This is a genomic window from Pseudomonas sp. KH_050, from assembly GCF_057838875.1.
Map to the genome: position 1 here is coordinate 3,704,933 of NZ_CM174478.1, position 17,014 is coordinate 3,721,946.

General features: G+C 61.0%; 15 protein-coding genes and 1 pseudogene. 7 read left to right on the forward strand and 9 right to left on the reverse strand.

Translation table 11 applies throughout. From position 1 onward, the window contains the following. Positions 1-115 precede the first annotated feature (115 nt). Positions 116-2,632, forward strand: a complete 2,517-nt coding sequence (locus AC3IUA_RS16815) for a spermidine synthase (protein WP_489355526.1) — start codon at positions 116-118, stop codon at positions 2,630-2,632. 163 nt (positions 2,633-2,795) lie between these two features. Here AC3IUA_RS16815 and AC3IUA_RS16820 read toward each other — a convergent pair whose 3' ends face one another. After that, a complete protein-coding gene (locus AC3IUA_RS16820; RefSeq protein WP_489355528.1) occupies positions 2,796-3,467 on the reverse strand; it encodes a DUF3313 domain-containing protein in 672 nt (223 codons plus the stop codon). A 217-nt stretch (positions 3,468-3,684) separates the two neighbouring features. Here AC3IUA_RS16820 and AC3IUA_RS16825 point away from each other — a divergent pair, with 217 nt between their 5' ends. Then, complete coding sequence (locus AC3IUA_RS16825; protein ID WP_489355530.1) at positions 3,685-6,039, forward strand: tetratricopeptide repeat protein; 2,355 nt, start codon at positions 3,685-3,687, stop codon at positions 6,037-6,039. Between the two features lie 308 nt (positions 6,040-6,347). On the opposite strand, the gene AC3IUA_RS16830 is transcribed toward AC3IUA_RS16825, so the two are convergent. The 5 genes from AC3IUA_RS16830 to AC3IUA_RS16850 all read right to left on the reverse strand — a co-directional run bounded on the left by AC3IUA_RS16830 (position 6,348) and on the right by AC3IUA_RS16850 (position 10,963). Continuing rightward, positions 6,348-6,530 (reverse strand): hypothetical protein, encoded by a 183-nt coding sequence (locus tag AC3IUA_RS16830; RefSeq protein ID WP_489355532.1) that lies wholly within the window; start codon positions 6,528-6,530, stop codon positions 6,348-6,350. Then, the gene (locus AC3IUA_RS16835; RefSeq protein ID WP_489355534.1) at positions 6,515-7,126 is read right to left on the reverse strand and encodes a hypothetical protein; all 612 of its coding nucleotides are present in this window, start codon (positions 7,124-7,126) and stop codon (positions 6,515-6,517) included. The genes AC3IUA_RS16830 and AC3IUA_RS16835 overlap by 16 nt, the downstream gene beginning before the upstream one ends. Beyond that, complete coding sequence (locus AC3IUA_RS16840) at positions 7,123-8,589, reverse strand: PAAR domain-containing protein (protein WP_489355536.1); 1,467 nt, start codon at positions 8,587-8,589, stop codon at positions 7,123-7,125. Before AC3IUA_RS16840 ends, AC3IUA_RS16835 begins: the two co-directional genes overlap by 4 nt. A 209-nt stretch (positions 8,590-8,798) precedes the next feature. Further along, positions 8,799-9,293, reverse strand: coding sequence for a DUF934 domain-containing protein (locus AC3IUA_RS16845; RefSeq protein WP_489355538.1), 495 nt, complete (start codon positions 9,291-9,293; stop codon positions 8,799-8,801). Next, complete coding sequence (locus tag AC3IUA_RS16850) at positions 9,290-10,963, reverse strand: nitrite/sulfite reductase (protein ID WP_489355539.1); 1,674 nt, start codon at positions 10,961-10,963, stop codon at positions 9,290-9,292. Before AC3IUA_RS16850 ends, AC3IUA_RS16845 begins: the two co-directional genes overlap by 4 nt. A 269-nt stretch (positions 10,964-11,232) precedes the next feature. Between AC3IUA_RS16850 and ccoN the strand changes: the two genes are divergently transcribed. Beyond that, a complete protein-coding gene (ccoN, locus tag AC3IUA_RS16855; RefSeq protein WP_489355541.1) occupies positions 11,233-12,660 on the forward strand; it encodes a cytochrome-c oxidase, cbb3-type subunit I in 1,428 nt (475 codons plus the stop codon). Positions 12,661-12,719: 59 nt separating this feature from the next. Further along, a complete protein-coding gene (locus tag AC3IUA_RS16860; RefSeq protein WP_489355543.1) occupies positions 12,720-12,941 on the forward strand; it encodes a cbb3-type cytochrome c oxidase subunit 3 in 222 nt (73 codons plus the stop codon). A gap of 165 nt (positions 12,942-13,106) precedes the next feature. Here AC3IUA_RS16860 and AC3IUA_RS16865 read toward each other — a convergent pair whose 3' ends face one another. Then, the gene (locus tag AC3IUA_RS16865) at positions 13,107-13,601 is read right to left on the reverse strand and encodes a hypothetical protein (RefSeq protein WP_489355545.1); all 495 of its coding nucleotides are present in this window, start codon (positions 13,599-13,601) and stop codon (positions 13,107-13,109) included. Between the two features lie 131 nt (positions 13,602-13,732). Here AC3IUA_RS16865 and AC3IUA_RS16870 point away from each other — a divergent pair. Then, positions 13,733-13,913: pseudogene (locus AC3IUA_RS16870) on the forward strand (hypothetical protein); the annotation flags it as partial. Position 13,914: 1 nt separating this feature from the next. On the opposite strand, the gene AC3IUA_RS16875 reads toward AC3IUA_RS16870, so the two are convergent. Both AC3IUA_RS16875 and AC3IUA_RS16880 read right to left on the reverse strand, forming a co-directional pair. Then, on the reverse strand, positions 13,915-14,436 hold the full coding sequence (locus AC3IUA_RS16875) for a GNAT family N-acetyltransferase (RefSeq protein ID WP_489355547.1): 522 nt from the start codon (positions 14,434-14,436) through the stop codon (positions 13,915-13,917). A gap of 143 nt (positions 14,437-14,579) precedes the next feature. Next, positions 14,580-15,020, reverse strand: coding sequence for a carboxymuconolactone decarboxylase family protein (locus AC3IUA_RS16880; RefSeq protein ID WP_489355549.1), 441 nt, complete (start codon positions 15,018-15,020; stop codon positions 14,580-14,582). Between the two features lie 169 nt (positions 15,021-15,189). Here AC3IUA_RS16880 and pdxR point away from each other — a divergent pair, with 169 nt between their 5' ends. Together pdxR and AC3IUA_RS16890 are read left to right on the forward strand one after the other, a co-directional pair. Continuing rightward, entirely contained in the window at positions 15,190-16,623 is a 1,434-nt protein-coding gene (gene pdxR, locus AC3IUA_RS16885; RefSeq protein ID WP_489355551.1) for a MocR-like pyridoxine biosynthesis transcription factor PdxR, read from the forward strand. A gap of 102 nt (positions 16,624-16,725) precedes the next feature. Continuing rightward, positions 16,726-17,007, forward strand: coding sequence for a putative quinol monooxygenase (locus AC3IUA_RS16890; protein ID WP_489355553.1), 282 nt, complete (start codon positions 16,726-16,728; stop codon positions 17,005-17,007). Positions 17,008-17,014 lie beyond the last annotated feature (7 nt).

Consider the following 17,014-nt stretch of genomic DNA (forward strand, 5'->3'; position numbering starts at 1 on the left):
CGGGCAACACTGCCCGGAGGCATCTTAAGGCACCCGAAGATCAAAAGATCGCAGCCTGCGGCAGCTCCTGCAATGCCCCGTTAGAACCTTCAAAACTGGCACAAGGCAATCAGCAATGTCCTCACCCGCCACCTCCAGGCACCCCCGCACATCTGCCACTGCCGCGCCAACCACCCCGGCGATTCTGATCCCCGCCCTGCTGCTGTTCGTCTCCGGCGCTGCGGCGCTGGTGTATCAAGTGTTGTGGATCAAACAGCTGTCACTGGTGGTAGGCGTGGAGGTCTACGCCATCACCACCGGGATCAGCGCGTTTTTCGCCGGCCTGGCCTTGGGCGGATGGTGGTTCGGGCGGCTGGCGGATCGGCTGAGCCGGCCGATTCTGCTGTACGCCGCCCTGGAGGTGTTGGTCGCGCTGCTGGGCGTCGGTGCAACAGTCGGCTTGAGCCAGGCCGCCGGTCCGTTTGCCTGGCTGGAGCAATATCTCGGGCTGCTGGCCTGGGTGCTGCCCTTCGCCCTGGTCGGCCTTCCGGCACTGCTGATGGGCGGCACCCTGCCGGTGCTGGTTCGTTCCCTGGCCGCCGACCCGCGGCAACTGGGTCAGGCTGGCGGGCAGCTCTATGCGGCCAACACTGCCGGAGCGATCGTCGGGACCTTGCTGACCGCGTTCGTGTTGATTGCGACCTTCGGCGTGCGTGGCAGCGCCATTGCCGCTGCCTTGCTGAACCTGCTGGCCGCAGGAGGGGCGTTAGGGTTCCAGCGTCACAGACGGGTTCAAGCTGCAGTGTCGGTGAAGGTCGTACCCAGTGCCCCACCGGCCCGACTGGCTCTGTGGCTGTACTCGATTGCCGGTGGCGTGGCCCTGGGCTACGAAGTGGTCTGGTCGCAGTCCATCGTGCAATTCATGAGCACCCGCACCTATGCCTTTGCCGTAGTGCTGGCGACCTACCTGACCGGTTTGTTTCTCGGCAGCACGCTGATGGCCCGTCGCGCCGACCGGATTCGTGATCCGTGGGGGCTGTTCGGCCTGCTGATCGCTGCGGCCGGGCTGGTGGCCTTGCTGGAGATCGCCCTGCTCGGACGCTGGCTGGTCCTGCTGCAAACCCAGGCCGAGGCCGTGGTACTGGCCTTGGGTGGCAGTGAACTGCTGGGCATGAGCGCGCGTTTTGCGGTAGCCGCCCTGAGCATCGTATTCATTCCAACCTTGTTGCTCGGTGCCGCGTTTCCATTGGCATTGCGCTTGAGCGTCGGCCGCGAACGGGTCGGCCAGGATGTCGGAGCGGTGGTGGCGTGCAACACCCTCGGCGGGATTTTCGGGGTAATGCTCTGCGGTTTTGGGCTGATCCCGTGGTTGGGGCTGGTTCATACCCTGGGACTGCTGGCGATTGTCGCGTCTGTGGTCGGCTATGTGGCGGTCAGCCGTGGCCAGTCGGTGCGCAAAGGCACCCGCCAAGGCGTGGTCTTCGTCGGCTTGCTGGCGGTGGCCGTGGCGCTGCTGACACCGGTCGACAAGCTGGCAAGCCTGTTGCCGGGTGCACGCAATGCCCAGTTGGCCTTCTATGAGGAAGGTCGCGGCGGCACGGTCGCGGTGGTGACTCAGGGCCAGGGTCAACGGGCATTCCAGCGCCTGTATATCCAGGGCGTTTCCAACACCGGCGATGCCATGCCGTCGTTGCGCTACATGCGCATCCAGGCCTTGCTGCCGTTGCTGATTCACAATGGCGAGCCGCGCTCGACACTGGTAATCGGCTTCGGCACCGGCATCACCGCCGGAGCCCTGCTGCGCTATCCAGCGCTGGAACATCGGGTGGTCGCCGAATTGCTGCCGGCGGTGGTCCAGGCCGCGCCGTTGTTCAAAGGCAACTTCAACGCCGCCGCCGATCCTGGAATCGATGTGCGTCTGCGCGACGGTCGTCAGGAACTGCTGCGCAGTGAACAGCGCTACGACCTGATCACCCTCGAACCGCCACCGCCGTCCGCCGCCGGGGTGGTCAATCTGTACTCGCGCGACTTCTACCAGCTGGCTGCCAAACGCCTGGAGAAACACGGCCTGGTCGCCCAATGGCTGCCACTGCCCACGCAAAACATCGACGACTCGCGCTCACTGGTGCGCAGCTTCCTCGAAGTCTTCCCTTACGCCACGTTATGGACCAGCGAGTTCCATGAAATGCTGCTGGTGGGCTCCCTTGAGCCGATCGAACTGGACGCTGCGCGCATCAACGCGCGCTTCCAGCAACAGACTGTGCGCAGCACCCTGCAGGATGTCGGTATCGGCTCGGCCGCGGCCTTGCTCGCAACCTGGGTCACCGACCGCAGCGGGCTGGACCGCTTCGCCGGGGATGCCCTGCCAGTGACCGACGATCAACCGCGCATCGAGTACGCAGCGTGGGTCCGCTCCAGGGAAATCAGCCGGGTGCTCCCGGCGCTGCTCGACCTGCACCAACCGCCGCTGATACTCAACGCCGACACCGCCTTCATCGAGCGCATGAACACCCACCAGCAACGCCTGATGCAGTTCTACCGCGCCAGCCTGCACGCCTACGACGGCGACCGCGCGGCCTGGGGCCGGGACATTCGCGAAGTGATGCGCGGGGATGGGGGTAATCCGTATTACCGGTGGTTTGTCGGGGAGTAAGGTTGAATCAGTCAGTTTTTTGTTGACCGATAGATCGCCATCATCGCGAGCAGGCTCCCACCGTTGATCCTGGTCAGCCTCTGGATTGAGGCTGACACAGAACCCTGTGGGGAGCGAGCCTGCTCGCGATGGGGGTTTCCAATTCAGCGAGTGTCTAACGGCCCTACTTCGCCTTCAGCTTCAAGTACGACTGATGCATATCCGATGCCCAGCCATCGATAACGTTTTTCACATCGTCGGCCTTCATCACCTGTGATTCATTTGCCAGCGGCTTGCCAGTGCCTTTGCGCACTACCTGGGCCAGAATCTTGTTATTCCTGCCATCAAGAAACACCGCTTCGGTGGCCAGATCGGTTTCCTGGTCACGAATACCGGTGGCCGTGCTGACCGCGGCGGCCACCAGGGCAATCGGGATCACTTCATAGGGCTTCAAGCCTTCGGTCTTGCTGCTGACGGCAGTGATGGCCGCGCGCACCACAATCACACCAGGGCCAGGACCGGTGGCCAGGGGCAACGATTTACTGATCTCACGCTTGAGCGCCTGATCGTAATAGTTGGTAATCCCGGACAAGGTGCTTTGCGGGATTTTCACGGTCGGCTGTGGCTTGGGATAGAGCTGGGTTGGCTCGACATAGACGCTGGTGTATTGGTTGATATTGAGTTTTGGATCGACCCAGCGCATCACTTCGACCCCCGAAGGAGACTTTGCCTCTCTGAGTTGACTGTAGTCCTTGAGAAACCCCGAATACTCGTCAGGCTGGGGCACTTTGCTGGAACAGCCCACTACCCCGATAGAGGCAATGCACAGCGTGCTCATCATTAGCGCAAGCTTCATTGTGTAACTCCTGTCGGATGGCCGACAACGGTATTGGGTTCGAGAGTTGTAGGTATAGCCAAACCTGAGGGAATTGTTATTACAAAGGCCGATTATTCATCTATCGCTGTAGGCAATTTCACAAAGGTCATTTGACAGGCACCTACCATGGGGTAAAGCTTCACGGAGCTTAAACGCGGCCCTTAGCGGTCACCGCATCTGGACTACGGAAGTCGCAATGCCCAAGCATAAAAATAAAACTGCACCCCCCCAGCCTGATTCACCCTCGTCGCTCACTTCGCGTTATCTGTTCCCCGCAGTCGCCGCCGTGTTGCTCTTGATCAGCCTGGGGCTGTGGTTTTTTCTGCACAACAGCACACCGATGCCGCTGGCCTATGCCCCTGTCAACGCGCCGGTAGTGCAGCCAACAAAGCCAAAAGTCGCACCTGCGCCACCGGCAAGCATGGTCGACGAACAGCAATGCCAGGGCTGCCACAGCGCTCAGGTAAAAGACTGGCAAGGCTCTCATCATCAACTGGCGATGCAGACCGCAAATGCAGACACCGTACTGGCCAATTTCAACGGCGTGACCTTCAAGCACGAGAAAGAGACCAGCCGTTTCTTCCGTAAAGACGCTGGTTTTTGGGTCAATACCGCCGGCAGCGATGGCCAGAATGCCGACTTTAAAGTCGCCTACACCTTCGGCATCGCGCCGTTGCAGCAATACCTGATCGACGTTGGCGATGGTCGCTTGCAAGCCTTGGGCGTGGCCTGGGATACCGAAAAACATCGCTGGTTTCACCTGTATCCGGGTCAGGGGGTGAACTTCAAGAACCCGCTGCACTGGAGCAAGCCCAGCCAGAACGCCAATTTCATGTGCGTCGAGTGCCATACCACCGGTTACCAGCGCAACTTTGACGCCGCCAGCAACAGCTTCGCCAGCCAATGGAACAGCCTCGGTGTCGGCTGTCAGGCCTGCCACGGCCCGGCCTCCAATCACCTGGAATGGACCGCGAAAAAAGGCGACCTGATCCACGCCGGTTTTGCCGTCGACCTCAAAGACAAAGACGCCACCAGCGAGATTGAAACCTGTGCGCGCTGCCATGCCCGACGCGCGCCCCTGGCTGATGGATATACCGCCGGCAAACGCTTGATGGATGATTACCTGCCCAGCGTGCTGACCCGCGAGCTATATGCACTGGACGGCAAGATCAAGGACGAAGTGTTCGAACACGGCTCCTTCGTTCAGAGCAAAATGTTCGACAAGGGCGTGCGTTGCAGCAACTGCCACAACCCTCACAGCACCGAACTGAAAGCCCCGGGCAACGGCGTTTGCCTGCAATGCCACAATACCGCCGGCAAGACCGCCGTCGAAGGTGTCGACGGTAAAGGCCTGCAAGCGAAGAACTACGATTCCGTCGAGCACCATCGGCATCAGGCCGGCCAACCGGGCTCCCAGTGCGTGGATTGCCATATGCCGGGCAAGTTCTACATGGGCAATGACTTCAGGCATGACCACAGTTTCAGCATTCCCAACCCCGAGCGGGCGAAAAAACTCGGCACCCCGGACGCCTGCCTGACCTGCCACCAAGGCAAGGCCGGCGACAGCGTCACCGAGCAATTCAAACGCTGGAACAGTAGCCCGATCGCCCAGGCGCCGCGCTACGACGAAAACCTGGGGCTGATTCGCGGGGGGCAGGCCGGAGCGGCGCAAGCCTTGTACGAGCAGTTGCAGCGCAACAACCTGCCGGCCATCCAGCGCGCGACCTTACTCGCCGAACTGCCGCTGTACCCCAGCGAACAGGCGTTGAAGCTGGCCAGCAAGGATTTGAGCAACCCGGCACCCCAGGTACGCGACAGTGCAATACGCGCCGTCAGTGCTTTCCTTTCACCCGCAGAACGCGTGCCGCTGCTGGCGCCGCTGCTCAATGACCCGGTCCGCGCCGTGCGCATCGCCGCCGCCCGCGACCTGCTGAGCGCCGCCAACAGCGGTTTGGGCACCGCGCAGCCCAGCTGGGACGCGGCCATCGCTGAATACGAAGCAGTGCAGTTGAACCTGCTCGAACGGGCCGAAGCCAACCTCAATCTGGCGATGCTCTATCAAGCCAGCGGTCGCGGTGCCAAGGTCGAAGCGCAATTACGCGCGGCGCTGTTGCGCGATCCGGACTTCTTCCCGGCACTGGTGACGCTGGTGCAATGGTTGGAGGCCAATGGTCGCGGCAAGGAAGCTCAGGACCTGCTGGCCAAAGCGCTGCGTGAACACCCTGATGCGGCGCTGCTGCAACACACCCAAGGTCTGGCACTGATCCGCGCGGGTAAAGCTGCCCAAGCCATGCCCGCCTTGCGCACCGCCGCCCGCCTTGAACCGCAGAACGCCCAGTATGGTTATGTACTGGCGGTAGCCCTGCACGACAGCGGGCAGATCGACGAAGCCTGCGAACTGCTGGAAAAAATGCTCAAGCTGCAACCAGCCAACCGCAATGCGCGCTTGTCGCTGATCCAGTACTACCTGGACAACGGCCAAGAGCCGAAAGCGCAGATATTGCTGCAAGGCTGGAAGCAACTGAACCCCGGGGACCCGGCATTGAAGTGACACCGAAACGCTCGCTACCTGCGTACACCTCCCCCTGTAGGAGCTGCCGCAGGCTGCGATCTTTTGATCTTCGCCACACCCCGGAATCTGTGCCGCCTGCAGAAAAAATCGCAGCCTACCGGCAGCTCCTACGCCGACCGAGGACATCCGCGATGCACATGCAATCCCCTTGTAGAAGCTGCCGCAGGCTGCGATCTTTTGATCTTCGCCGCACCCCGGAATCTACGCGCTGTACCGAACAGATCGCAGCCTGGCGGCAGCTCCTACGCGCCGACCGGGTACACCCGCAATGGGGTGGGTGTCCGCAATCACCCGGTAGGAGCTGCCGCAGGCTGCGATCTTTTGATCTTCGCCACACCTCGGGATCGGTGCGCTGCGCCGAACAGATCACAGCCTGTCGGCAGATAGATATCGGCCAGGTCGGCAAAGGAGTTATCGCCGAAGCCAATGGCGCGTCTGCCATCAACGCGCAGGGTCAAGGCTTCACCCATGGCGTGGCCAGGGCCAGCGTGATGAGGTAACGCTCCTCTGTAGGGCGCTTTTCGTCCTTGAAGCGATTAACCACCAACATCGCTTGATACTGATTGCCCGCTTGCCAATAAGACGTTCCGCCTTTGTTCACGTCGCGCAATCGGGCACGCCATTGCGGCGTGTCGGCGAACGGTGGATCGTCCTGGATGCGGATTGGCGTCCAGCCCCCTTGGCGCCATTGCTCCTGCAAGTCCAGCACGATTCTGAGCGTATCGTCGAGCAACAGTGGCTCGATTTGCGGGGACATCCGGACACTGTAAATCAGCTCATTACGGTAAATAACCGTGAAGAAGCGGGCCAGTGGGGTCACGAACCCGTATTGAGGGTCAGTGAAACGCAGACGGGCATCAGACTTGGGAATGTTGAACGAAACTTCCCCGGGAATGGCTGGACCAATGACCGCACTGGAGCGCTGGCGCATGGACTCGTAAGGTTCGCCAATCACCAGCGCGATTTCCGGTTCACTGGCGCAAAGACGTACCGCCGCCAACACCAGTACGACAACGGCCAGCCCGATCCCGCCACGTCGCCAGCCGAGATAAGCGAGCCACCTCATCGGACGCCCCGGCCTGCGGCGACATCCCGAATCGCCTGTTCGATCTGGTGGCGATTGTCGTGATGCAACAGCTCGTCAAACTGCGCCGCGGCCTTGAGCACGAAGGCCATGCGCTGCTCGATGTCGGACAGGTCGGCCATGGGGTTATTGCTGAAACCAATGGTGCGTCCATCATCGACAGGACGGCACTGGCTGGCCAGCGTCAGTTCGATGGCTTGAGCGACGCCTGACGGGATGTCTGTGACGTAGGAGACGTGGTTGCCGCGCAGCAGAGCTACCAATTTCGAGTTGCTGTACATCGCCGGTTGCAAGATGTTGACCTGTTCGTGCGTAGCAAGAAACTTAACACTTTCGGCGATGTTGCCTGCCTCCATGGCCTCAAAAGCTGGCAGGACTTCCTTGTGGTTAGTACCGAACTTCAGCGTCTCCTGCGCGACCGGCCACAGCACCGGGTACTGGTCATGCCCATAAATGTTTTTGCGTGAAGGTAGACAAGTTTCAAGCGCCTCCAACCCACGTTCCTGGTAAAAAACATGCAGCGGAAACACGTCCAGAAACAGCGTGGTATTGCCCATGGCCAGCATCTCGTACACGAACTGGTACAGCCGCTGCGCATACGACAGCGATCCGTCATCGCGCCCGAGGTCGATGCTCGGCAGCGGGTTGTTGCGGCGGGCCTGCTCGTAGTCGCGTTGCGTTTGCTCAAACTCCCGCAGTTTCGCCTGCCTGTCTCGCTCACTGCGGCTGAACAAGCCAAATAACCCTTTCCTGGCACTATGCTTCAGGCCCTGTCCCGCCTCATATTCGGCCTGAATCTTCTCGATCGAATCGGCGGCGTGCAGCAGGCCACAACCGACCTGCTTGGAGGCGAAGGCCGCGAGGCCGGCCCACTGGAAGCGCTGATCGTGCAGCCATAACTGGGCGTAGGCGGCATTGATCGCGCGATTGCGCGCCTTGGGGTCGGCGATCAGGATGCCGCCCGGCGCCACGATGGCTTCGGCTCGTTGCTGGTACCCGCGCCAGAGGTTCTCGCAGACCCGTCCCGGCAGTTCAGCGAAGGTCGGCGTGGGACGGCTCGCTGCCGGCGCGAAACCGGAGGGACGCGGCACGGCTGGCGCGGGGGGCGCCGCCGCAGCGGGTTGAACGGCGGCTCTGGCCCGCGGCGCGACGTCGCCACCGTCGATCACTTGACACTTGAGGGTCTGGTTGGCAATCAGCCGCGGTGGCGGATCGCACTGGCAACGGCAGAGGTCGCCGTCGAGGGCGGCGTGGCGTCCATCCAGCCGTTCGACCAGGCGCGGGCCGTCGCAGACAATCATCCCGATGCTGTTGCATGCAGGGCAAACGACCTCATCGCCTTCGCGGGCCATGGCCAGGCCATGGATCGTGCTGCACTCCCAGCCGGTGCGCACGGTGCCGTCGACGGTGGTTTTAGCTCCGACGGTGATGTTATAACGCCTCATGCGGTCTGTGTCCTTGTTTTATCTGCAGGGACAAACACGCTAGGTAAGGCGATGCGGGAGGTATGTCAGGCGTTTCTTTGTATGGTGTAGGGCGATTCTGCGATCGGACGGCCGATGGCTTGTGATTGGCGGGTTTGGTTTGTTGGAACGGGGGGGCTTTGGGACGGTTTCGCCGTCCAGCGGGAGCAAGCTCCCTCGCCACGGGCCTCCTAACGTCGGCGAAACAACGGCCGCGGCTCAATCACCGAGCGGCCGTACAGCACGCTCATCCCGGCCAGCCCCTTGAGCGCGTCTTCGGCGGATTTGTCTTCACGCACCGCAAAAGCATCGAAACCGCATTGGCGCATGTGGCTGAGTTGATCGCGCAGCACATCGCCAATCGCCCGTAACTCGCCCTGCCAGCCGAAGCGCGTGCGCAGCAGATAGGCCTGACTGTAGGCGCGTCCGTCGCGAAAGCTCGGAAAATCCAGGGCAATCAGCGGCAACAGATTCAACCACGGCTTGAGGCATTCAACTTCATCGTCCGGACCCAGCCAGACGGCGTCCAGGGCTGGATTGTGGTCGATTCGGCGGCTTAGCCATAGCGCCAGCGGCAGGATCAGCGGCCCCTCGGGCAGATCGGCATCCACTTCCCTGATCAAGGTCCAGCGATCATCGTGGACCACCCGCGGCACGCCCTCTTGTAAACGCAGCAGGTTGTTCATGCCGACGCCTCCAGAACCTTCGGATAGACCCGTTCCTTGAAGGGCTCCAGGCCAATGCGCTGCAAGGTGTCGACAAACAACTCTTCGCTTTCGCGATAACAGACGAAAGTGGCAATGATGCGCTCGATAATCTCCGGTACTTCGGCTGCGCTGAAGGACGGGCCGATGACCTTGCCCAAGGCACTGTCCTTGCCCTGAGCGCCACCCAGGGTGATCTGGTACCACTCGCTGCCGTTCTTGTCGACGCCAAGGATACCGATATTGCCAATGTGGTGATGGCCGCAGGCGTTCATGCAACCGGAGATGTTCAGGCTGATCTCCCCCAGATCATGCAGGTAATCCAGATCGTCGAAGCGCGCCTGAATCGCCTGGGCGATGGGGATCGACTTGGCATTGGCCAGGGCGCAGAAGTCACCGCCGGGACAGGCGATGATGTCGGTCAGCAAGCCGATGTTGGAGCAGCCCAGGCCCTGATCACAGGCCAGGCACCAGAGGGTATAAAGATCGGCCTTGGGGACATCCGGCAGGACGATGTTCTGTTCATGGGCAATGCGTATCTCGCCAAAGCCGAACTGCTCGGACCAGTCGGCAACGGCGTCCATTTGTTCTGCAGTGACGTCACCCGGAGGTGAGGCGATGCCAGGTTTGGTCGAGAGCACCACGCTGCTGTAGCCGGGTATTTTGTGCGGCTGTACGTTGCGCGAGACCCAGCGGGCGAAGGCCGGGTTTTCGCTCAGGCGGGTACCGAAATCCAGATTGGCATCCGCCAGTACCCGATAAGCCGGCGACACAAAGGCGCTGGCCACGCGTTCGTACTCGACGTCGGTCAACTGCGCCGGGCCGTCCTTGAGGTGCTGCCACTCTTCTTCCACTTCCTTGGCAAAGACTTCAATCCCCAGGGCCTTGACCAGAATCTTGATCCGCGCCTTGTACTTGTTGTCGCGTCGGCCATGGCGATTGTAGACCCGCAACACGGCCTCGACATAAGACAGCAGGTGCTGCCAGGGCAAGCCTTCACGTATCTGTAAACCGAGTATCGGCGTACGTCCCAGCCCACCACCGACTATCACGCGCAAAAGCATTTGTTCGTCAGCGCCGCGATAAAGATACAGGCCGATATCATGCATCATAATCGCCGCCCGATCCTGCTCCGCCGAGCAGATGGCGATCTTGAATTTACGCGGCAGAAACAGGAATTCCGGGTTGATGGTCGACCACTGGCGCAGGATCTCCGCCAGGGGCCGCGGGTCGAGCAACTCGTCGGCGGCGACCCCGGCAAAGGCTTCAGTGGTGATATTACGTACGCAGTTGCCAGAGGTCTGGATCGCGTGCATCTCCACCCCTGCCAGGCGTTCGAGGATTTCCGGCACCTGGGCCAATTCGATCCAGTTGAACTGCATGTTCTGCCGCGTGGTGAAGTGACCGTAGCCGCGATCGTAATCCCGGGCGATGCTCGCCAGGGTACGCATCTGCCGGGCGCCCAGGGTGCCGTAAGGGATCGCGACCCGCAGCATGTAGGCGTGTTTTTGCATGTACAGACCGTTTTGCAAACGCAGCGGCAGGAATTCTTCCTCGCTCAACTCACCGCCCATGAATCGTTCGACCTGATCGCGAAACTGCGCGACCCGCTCAAAGACCAGGGCACGGTCATAGTCATCGTAATGGTACATGTCGCTACCTCATCATCAGGGGCTGACCGCGCTCTATCGGCTGGTTCCGGGGAAACGACTATGCACCTGCAGCTCAGCACGTTACAGATTCAGGTAAACGCTAAAAAACCATATCAGTGCCCTGCTGAACACAGCTGGCAGGCCATTTCATCTGATCCGCATTAATGCAGTTTTTCTGAGTCTGTTTTGTTTACCCCATGCTTTCTACAGTTCACGGCATGCCAGACCGGGTGGCCTGGCAAGACTTTGCAACCGTGGAAGATTTGACCATGAGCACAGCAGCAACCGGACAAGCCTATAACTACAAGGTCGTCCGCCAATTCGTCGTGGCAACAGTGGTATGGGGCATTATCGGGATGGCGATGGGCGTATGGATCGCCTCGCAGCTGGTCTGGCCGCAATTGAACCTGGACCTGCCGTGGACCACCTTTGGCCGCTTGCGCCCGCTGCATACCAGCCTGGTGATTTTCGGCTTTGCCGGCAGCGCACAATTCGCCGCCAGCTATTACGCGGTACAGCGCACCTGCCAGGTGCGGTTGTACTCCGACAAACTGGCGGCCTTCACCTTCTGGGGCTGGCAGTCAGTGATCACGATCATGCTGATCACCCTGCCGCTGGGCTACACCACCACCAAGGAATACGCCGAGATCGAATTCTCCGGAGCGGTGTGGATGACCGTGGTCTGGGTTGCCTACGCGATTGTGTTCTTCACCACCGTGGTGCAACGCAAGACCAAACACATCTATGTGGGCAACTGGTTTTTCGGTGCGTTTATCGTGGTGATCGCCATGTTGCACGTGGTCAATCACCTGTCGATCCCGGTGGACTGGTTCAAATCTTACCCGGTGTACTCCGGAGCCACTGATGCCATGGTCCAGTGGTGGTACGGGCACAACGCGGTGGGCTTCTTCCTGACCACCGGTTTCCTCGGGATGATGTATTACTTCGTGCCCAAACAGGCCAACCGGCCGGTATATTCCTACCGCTTGTCGATCGTGCACTTCTGGGCGCTGATCACCCTGTACATCTGGGCCGGCCCGCACCACTTGCACTACACCGCGCTGCCGGACTGGGCGCAATCGCTGGGCATGGCGATGTCGTTGATCCTGCTGGCGCCGAGCTGGGGCGGGATGATCAACGGTATGATGACCCTGTCCGGTGCCTGGCATAAATTGCGCACCGACCCGATCCTGCGCTTTCTGGTGCTGTCGCTGGCGTTCTACGGCATGTCGACCTTCGAAGGGCCGATGATGGCGATCAAGACGGTCAACGCCCTCTCCCACTACACCGACTGGACCATCGGCCACGTACACGCCGGCGCCCTCGGCTGGGTGGCGATGATTACCTTCGGTTCGCTGTACCACATGATCCCGAAAATTTTCGGCCGCGAGCAGATGCACAGCATCGCGCTGATCAACCTGCACTTCTGGCTGGCGACCATCGGCACCGTGCTGTACATCGCCGCATTGTGGGTCAACGGCATCACCCAGGGCCTGATGTGGCGGGCAATCAACGATGACGGCACCCTCACCTACTCCTTCGTCGAGGCCCTGGAGGCCAGCCATCCGGGGTTTGTGGTGCGCTTTGTCGGCGGCGTGTTCTTCCTCGGCGGCATGCTGTTGATGGCCTACAACACCTGGCGCACGGTGCGGGTCGCTGACCTCAAAATGGCTGAAAGTGAAGCGCAGATTGCTTGATTCCAATACTGACGCAAGTCTTCATGGCTTGCGTCCTTCCTGTCAGGGAGAAGTTTGTCATGATCGAAATCGGCCTGAACCTGCTGGCGGTAGCGTGCCTGTATTTCTCGGTGGAATACTGCTTGAGAAACCAGTCGTCAGAAACCCTGGACGACGCCAGCCTGATCCCCTTTGCCGACGACCCGGAAGTGGCGCGCCGGGTGGAGTTGGCGACGGGCAAGACCATCAACGCCGTGGCGCCTGAGGTGGCGAAGAAAGGTTGGGGGAATGTGGAAATCTGAAGTAATACCCCCCCTGTGGCGAGGGAGCTTGCTCCCGTTCGACAGCGTCGTAAATTCTGCAACCGAGTTTAGTCAGATAGAACTCGGTTTTCAGGCTTTAGGACCGCTTCGCGCTCCAGCGGGAGCAAGCTCCCTCGCCACAAAAAGCCCGCGCCCATGGGTGACTCAACTCCGCTCCCGCGGAATCAGACTCTGCAACTGCTGCGCCAGGAAATCTGCATCAAAGACAAAGGTATCCGGGTCTTTAAGTCCGTTGGTCTTGCGCCACTGCCAGTCGCTCGACGGTGGTTGGCACACCAGCGAGACACTGCCATAACGCGCGGCCGTCAGGCCCATTACCGCCAGCGAGATCAAACCGCCAGTCCCCATCACGTCCGGCACGAATTCCACCGGCTTGCCGGTAATCTGAATCGTCAGTTTTTCCGTTTTGAAGGGTGAGGTTTCGACGGCAACGCTCGGGCCGGAGGCGACATAGGCTTCGCGGCTCACTTCAAGCAGGCCGGGACTTTTCACCGGTTCAAGCCACTGCTCGATCTGATCGAAGAGTTTGCCGATGCGCACCGCCCAATCGGCCGATTGGGTCTCGAATACCTGCTTCTTGTGCGCTTCGCTTTCTGCGTAGTGGCGAAGCATCTCGCCCAGTTGCTTTACGTCGTTCATCGCGATGCTCCTTGGGTGAAGCATGACTGCAAGGTATTGATCATGGCAGATGCCGGCCAACCACGTATGACTAAAACCCGTTGGGTCTATGACTCCCCAGTACAGGGCAGCAACCGAGGATGGAATTGATCGGCATGCGCGCCATCGGTCTGCTCGGCACCGCGTTTACCATGGAACAGGACTTCCTCAAGCTGCGTCTCGCCGCGCAAGGGTTGAACGTGTTAGTTCCCGAAGCCCGAACACAGCCGGCTGCCACTGCTCGACACCACCGAGCTGCATGCCCGGGCTGCAGTGGCGTATGCCCTCGACTGACTCAGGAAATCGAGCGCGTACGGCGCAGGCGCGCCATGCTCAGCGCGTCGACCAAGCCACCGTCGCGAACCGCATAGTCACGCAGCAGGCCTTCGGTTTCGAAGCCGAACTTGCGGTAGAGCCCGATGGCAGCTTCGTTGTCGGCGTAGACCGAAAGCTCGACCCGCTGCAGGTTCATCCAGTTGTCGGCGATATCCAGCGCCGCTGCCAGAAGTTTCGAGCCAACGCCCTGGCCCTGCCAGGCCACCGCTACCCCCATGCCGATATTGGCGCAATGGCTGCGGCGGATCCGCGAAAATTGCTCCAGGCCGCAATTGCCGATCACCGTACCTTGATGCACGGCCACCAGCTGCAACAGCCGCTCGTTCTCCGGGGCAATGCGTTGGCGCCAGACTTCGCTGGTCTGAAACGGCATTTGCAGCACCTGGCGGGCGACCGCCGGGGCGTTGTAGAGCGAAGTGATACCGTCGATATGGGTTTCGCTGAAGCGTTCGATGGTAATCGTGGGATCGGTGGCGGGCATGCTGGTTCGTCCTTGAAACGTCGAATGGACCGTCGAGTGTAGAGCTGGATGCAGGGTATGGCGAGGGAACTCAAAAGATCGCAGCCTGCGCCAGCTCCTACAGGGATTGCGCAAGACCTGTGGGAGCGTCGGATCAGTCGCCATCAATCCCTGGGCTGTTGCCGAAACCCCACCGCCAACCGATTCCAGCAATTGATGGTGGCAACCGCCATGGTCAGGTCGACCATCTCGCGCTCGCTGAACTCGGCCCGCAGCGCCGAGTACAGCTCGTCCGGCACATTGGACGTCGGCAATAAGGTCACCGACTCACTCCAGGCCAGCGCGGCTTTTTCCCGCGCATTGAAAAACGGCGAGTCGCGCCACACGCTGATGGCATACAACCGGCGTTCGGTTTCGCCCTGACGACGGGCTTCGACGGAATGCATGTCGGTGCAGAACGAGCATTGATTGAGTTGCGAGACGCGAATCTTGATCAGCTCCAGCAACGGCTTTTCAATCGACAGGCCAAAGGTCGCCGCCTCGAGCATGAGCATCCCCTTGAGGGCTTGCGGCGAGGCCGTGTAGTAATCCAGGCGGGGTTCCATGGGCATGACCTTTGACTGACATTCGATGACTCAAAGCCTACGACCCGAGACCCCGACACCCTATAGCCAATTGCCGTTTTTTTGCCGAGACCACCCGAACGCGGTGATTTACACCAAAAGCCTTGTTGCGAGTAATCTTGCACACGACCGACCGCCTTCAGGACTCTCCATGGAACTTCATGTCGTCATCAAAGGCCGCAAGGACCTGGCCGAGCAGCTGTACCGGCAACTGCGCGGAGCGATCGAATCCGGGCGACTGGCCGCCGGTGCCCAGCTGCCGCCCAGCCGCTTGCTCGCCGAGCAACTGGGCGTCTCGCGCAAGACGGTCTCCGACACCTATGCGCTGCTGACCTATGAAAACCTGCTGATCGGCAAGATCGGTCGTGGCACCTTCGTCAACGCGCGCGCCGCCAAGGCCGAGCGCAAACAAAGCGCAGCGGACCTGGCCTGTGCGCAGAGCCTGGAGAAGTGGCAGAACCTGCCGGCGAACTTGCGCCATCCGACCCTGGAAGGCACCTTGCGCTGCGAATTTATCGGCGGCGCGACCACCCGCAATCAGTTCCCCCAGGAAGAATGGCGGCGCTGCACCCAGGACGCGTTGCGCCGGATCGCCCTGAGCGCTGGGTTCTACAGCCAACCGGAAGGCCTGCCAGCGCTACGCAGTGCCATCGCCGGGCATGTCGCGTTTTCCCGTGGAGTGGCCTGTCATGACGACGACATCGTGGTCTGCAACGGTGCCCAGCAAGCCCTCGACCTGATCGCCCGGGTAGTACTCGAGCCGGGCAGCCTGGTCGCCATGGAAGACCCCGGCTACACCCCGGCGCGGCTGTTGTTCACCGCCCAGGGCGCGACGGTGATCGGGGTGTCGGTGGACGCCGAAGGCATCCAGGTCGAGCTGATTCCCGACGGCACGCGGTTGATTTACGTCACTCCGTCGCACCAGTTTCCCCTCGGCATGCCGATGAGCCCGGCGCGCCGTGAAGCCCTGCTGGAACGTGCCCGAGTGCTGGGGGCGATCGTGATCGAGGACGACTACGACAGCGAATTCCGCTATGAGGGCCGCCCCACCGATTCCCTGCAAAGCATGGACACCCGCGGCGTCGTCGCCTACGTCGGGACCTTCTCGAAAACCATGCTGCCGGAGTTGCGGCTCGGTTATGCGGTGTTGCCACCGGCAATCCGCAGCGCGGTGATCAAGGCCAAGCAATTGACCGACTGCCACACCTCGACCCTCCCGCAATGGGCGCTAGCCAAGTTCATTTCCGAGGGCTACCTGCTCAAGCACATCCGCCGCTGCCATACGGTCTACGCCAATCGCCGGGAGCGCATTCTCAAGCGCCTGCACGGCGATCTGGCGCCCTGGTTCGAAGTCGTGCCGTCGATTGCCGGCTTCCACATGGCTGCGCTGTGCAAGGTGGCCGTGGATATCCCGTTGCTGATCGAGCTGGCGAAGAAAGTCGAAGTCGGGCTTTACCCGCTGGACAGCTTCTTCCACGACACGCCGGTGAAAAGCGGGCTGTTCATCGGTTTCGGGGCGATCGAGACCCTGGACATCGACCCGGCACTGGACAAGGTCCGGGATATTCTCAAACAGATCGCCTGATTGGCTCAGTGGTTTTCCCGCGGATTGGATATTGGTGTTGAAAGAGCGCAGCCCTACTCTTCTCCTCACGAACTCCCAAGCCAGCAACAGGAGAACCCCGCCATGCACAGCAGCGCGATTAACACCGTCCGGATCCAGGCCGTCCACGGCCGTTCAGATGAGCTCGGCCTGCACCTGGCGCGGATTGCCGAAGCAGTCCGTGCAGCCCCGGGCTGCCTCGACTACAGGGTGCAACCGTGCCCGGTCATCCCCGACCGGTGGATCGTCAGCGGCCACTGGCAAAACCGCCAATCCATGGAATCGCACTTCGCACTGCCGGCGCTGCAAGGGTTTATCGAGCTGATCGACAACCGCGTGGCCAGCAGTCTGGACTTCAATCACTGAACCCATT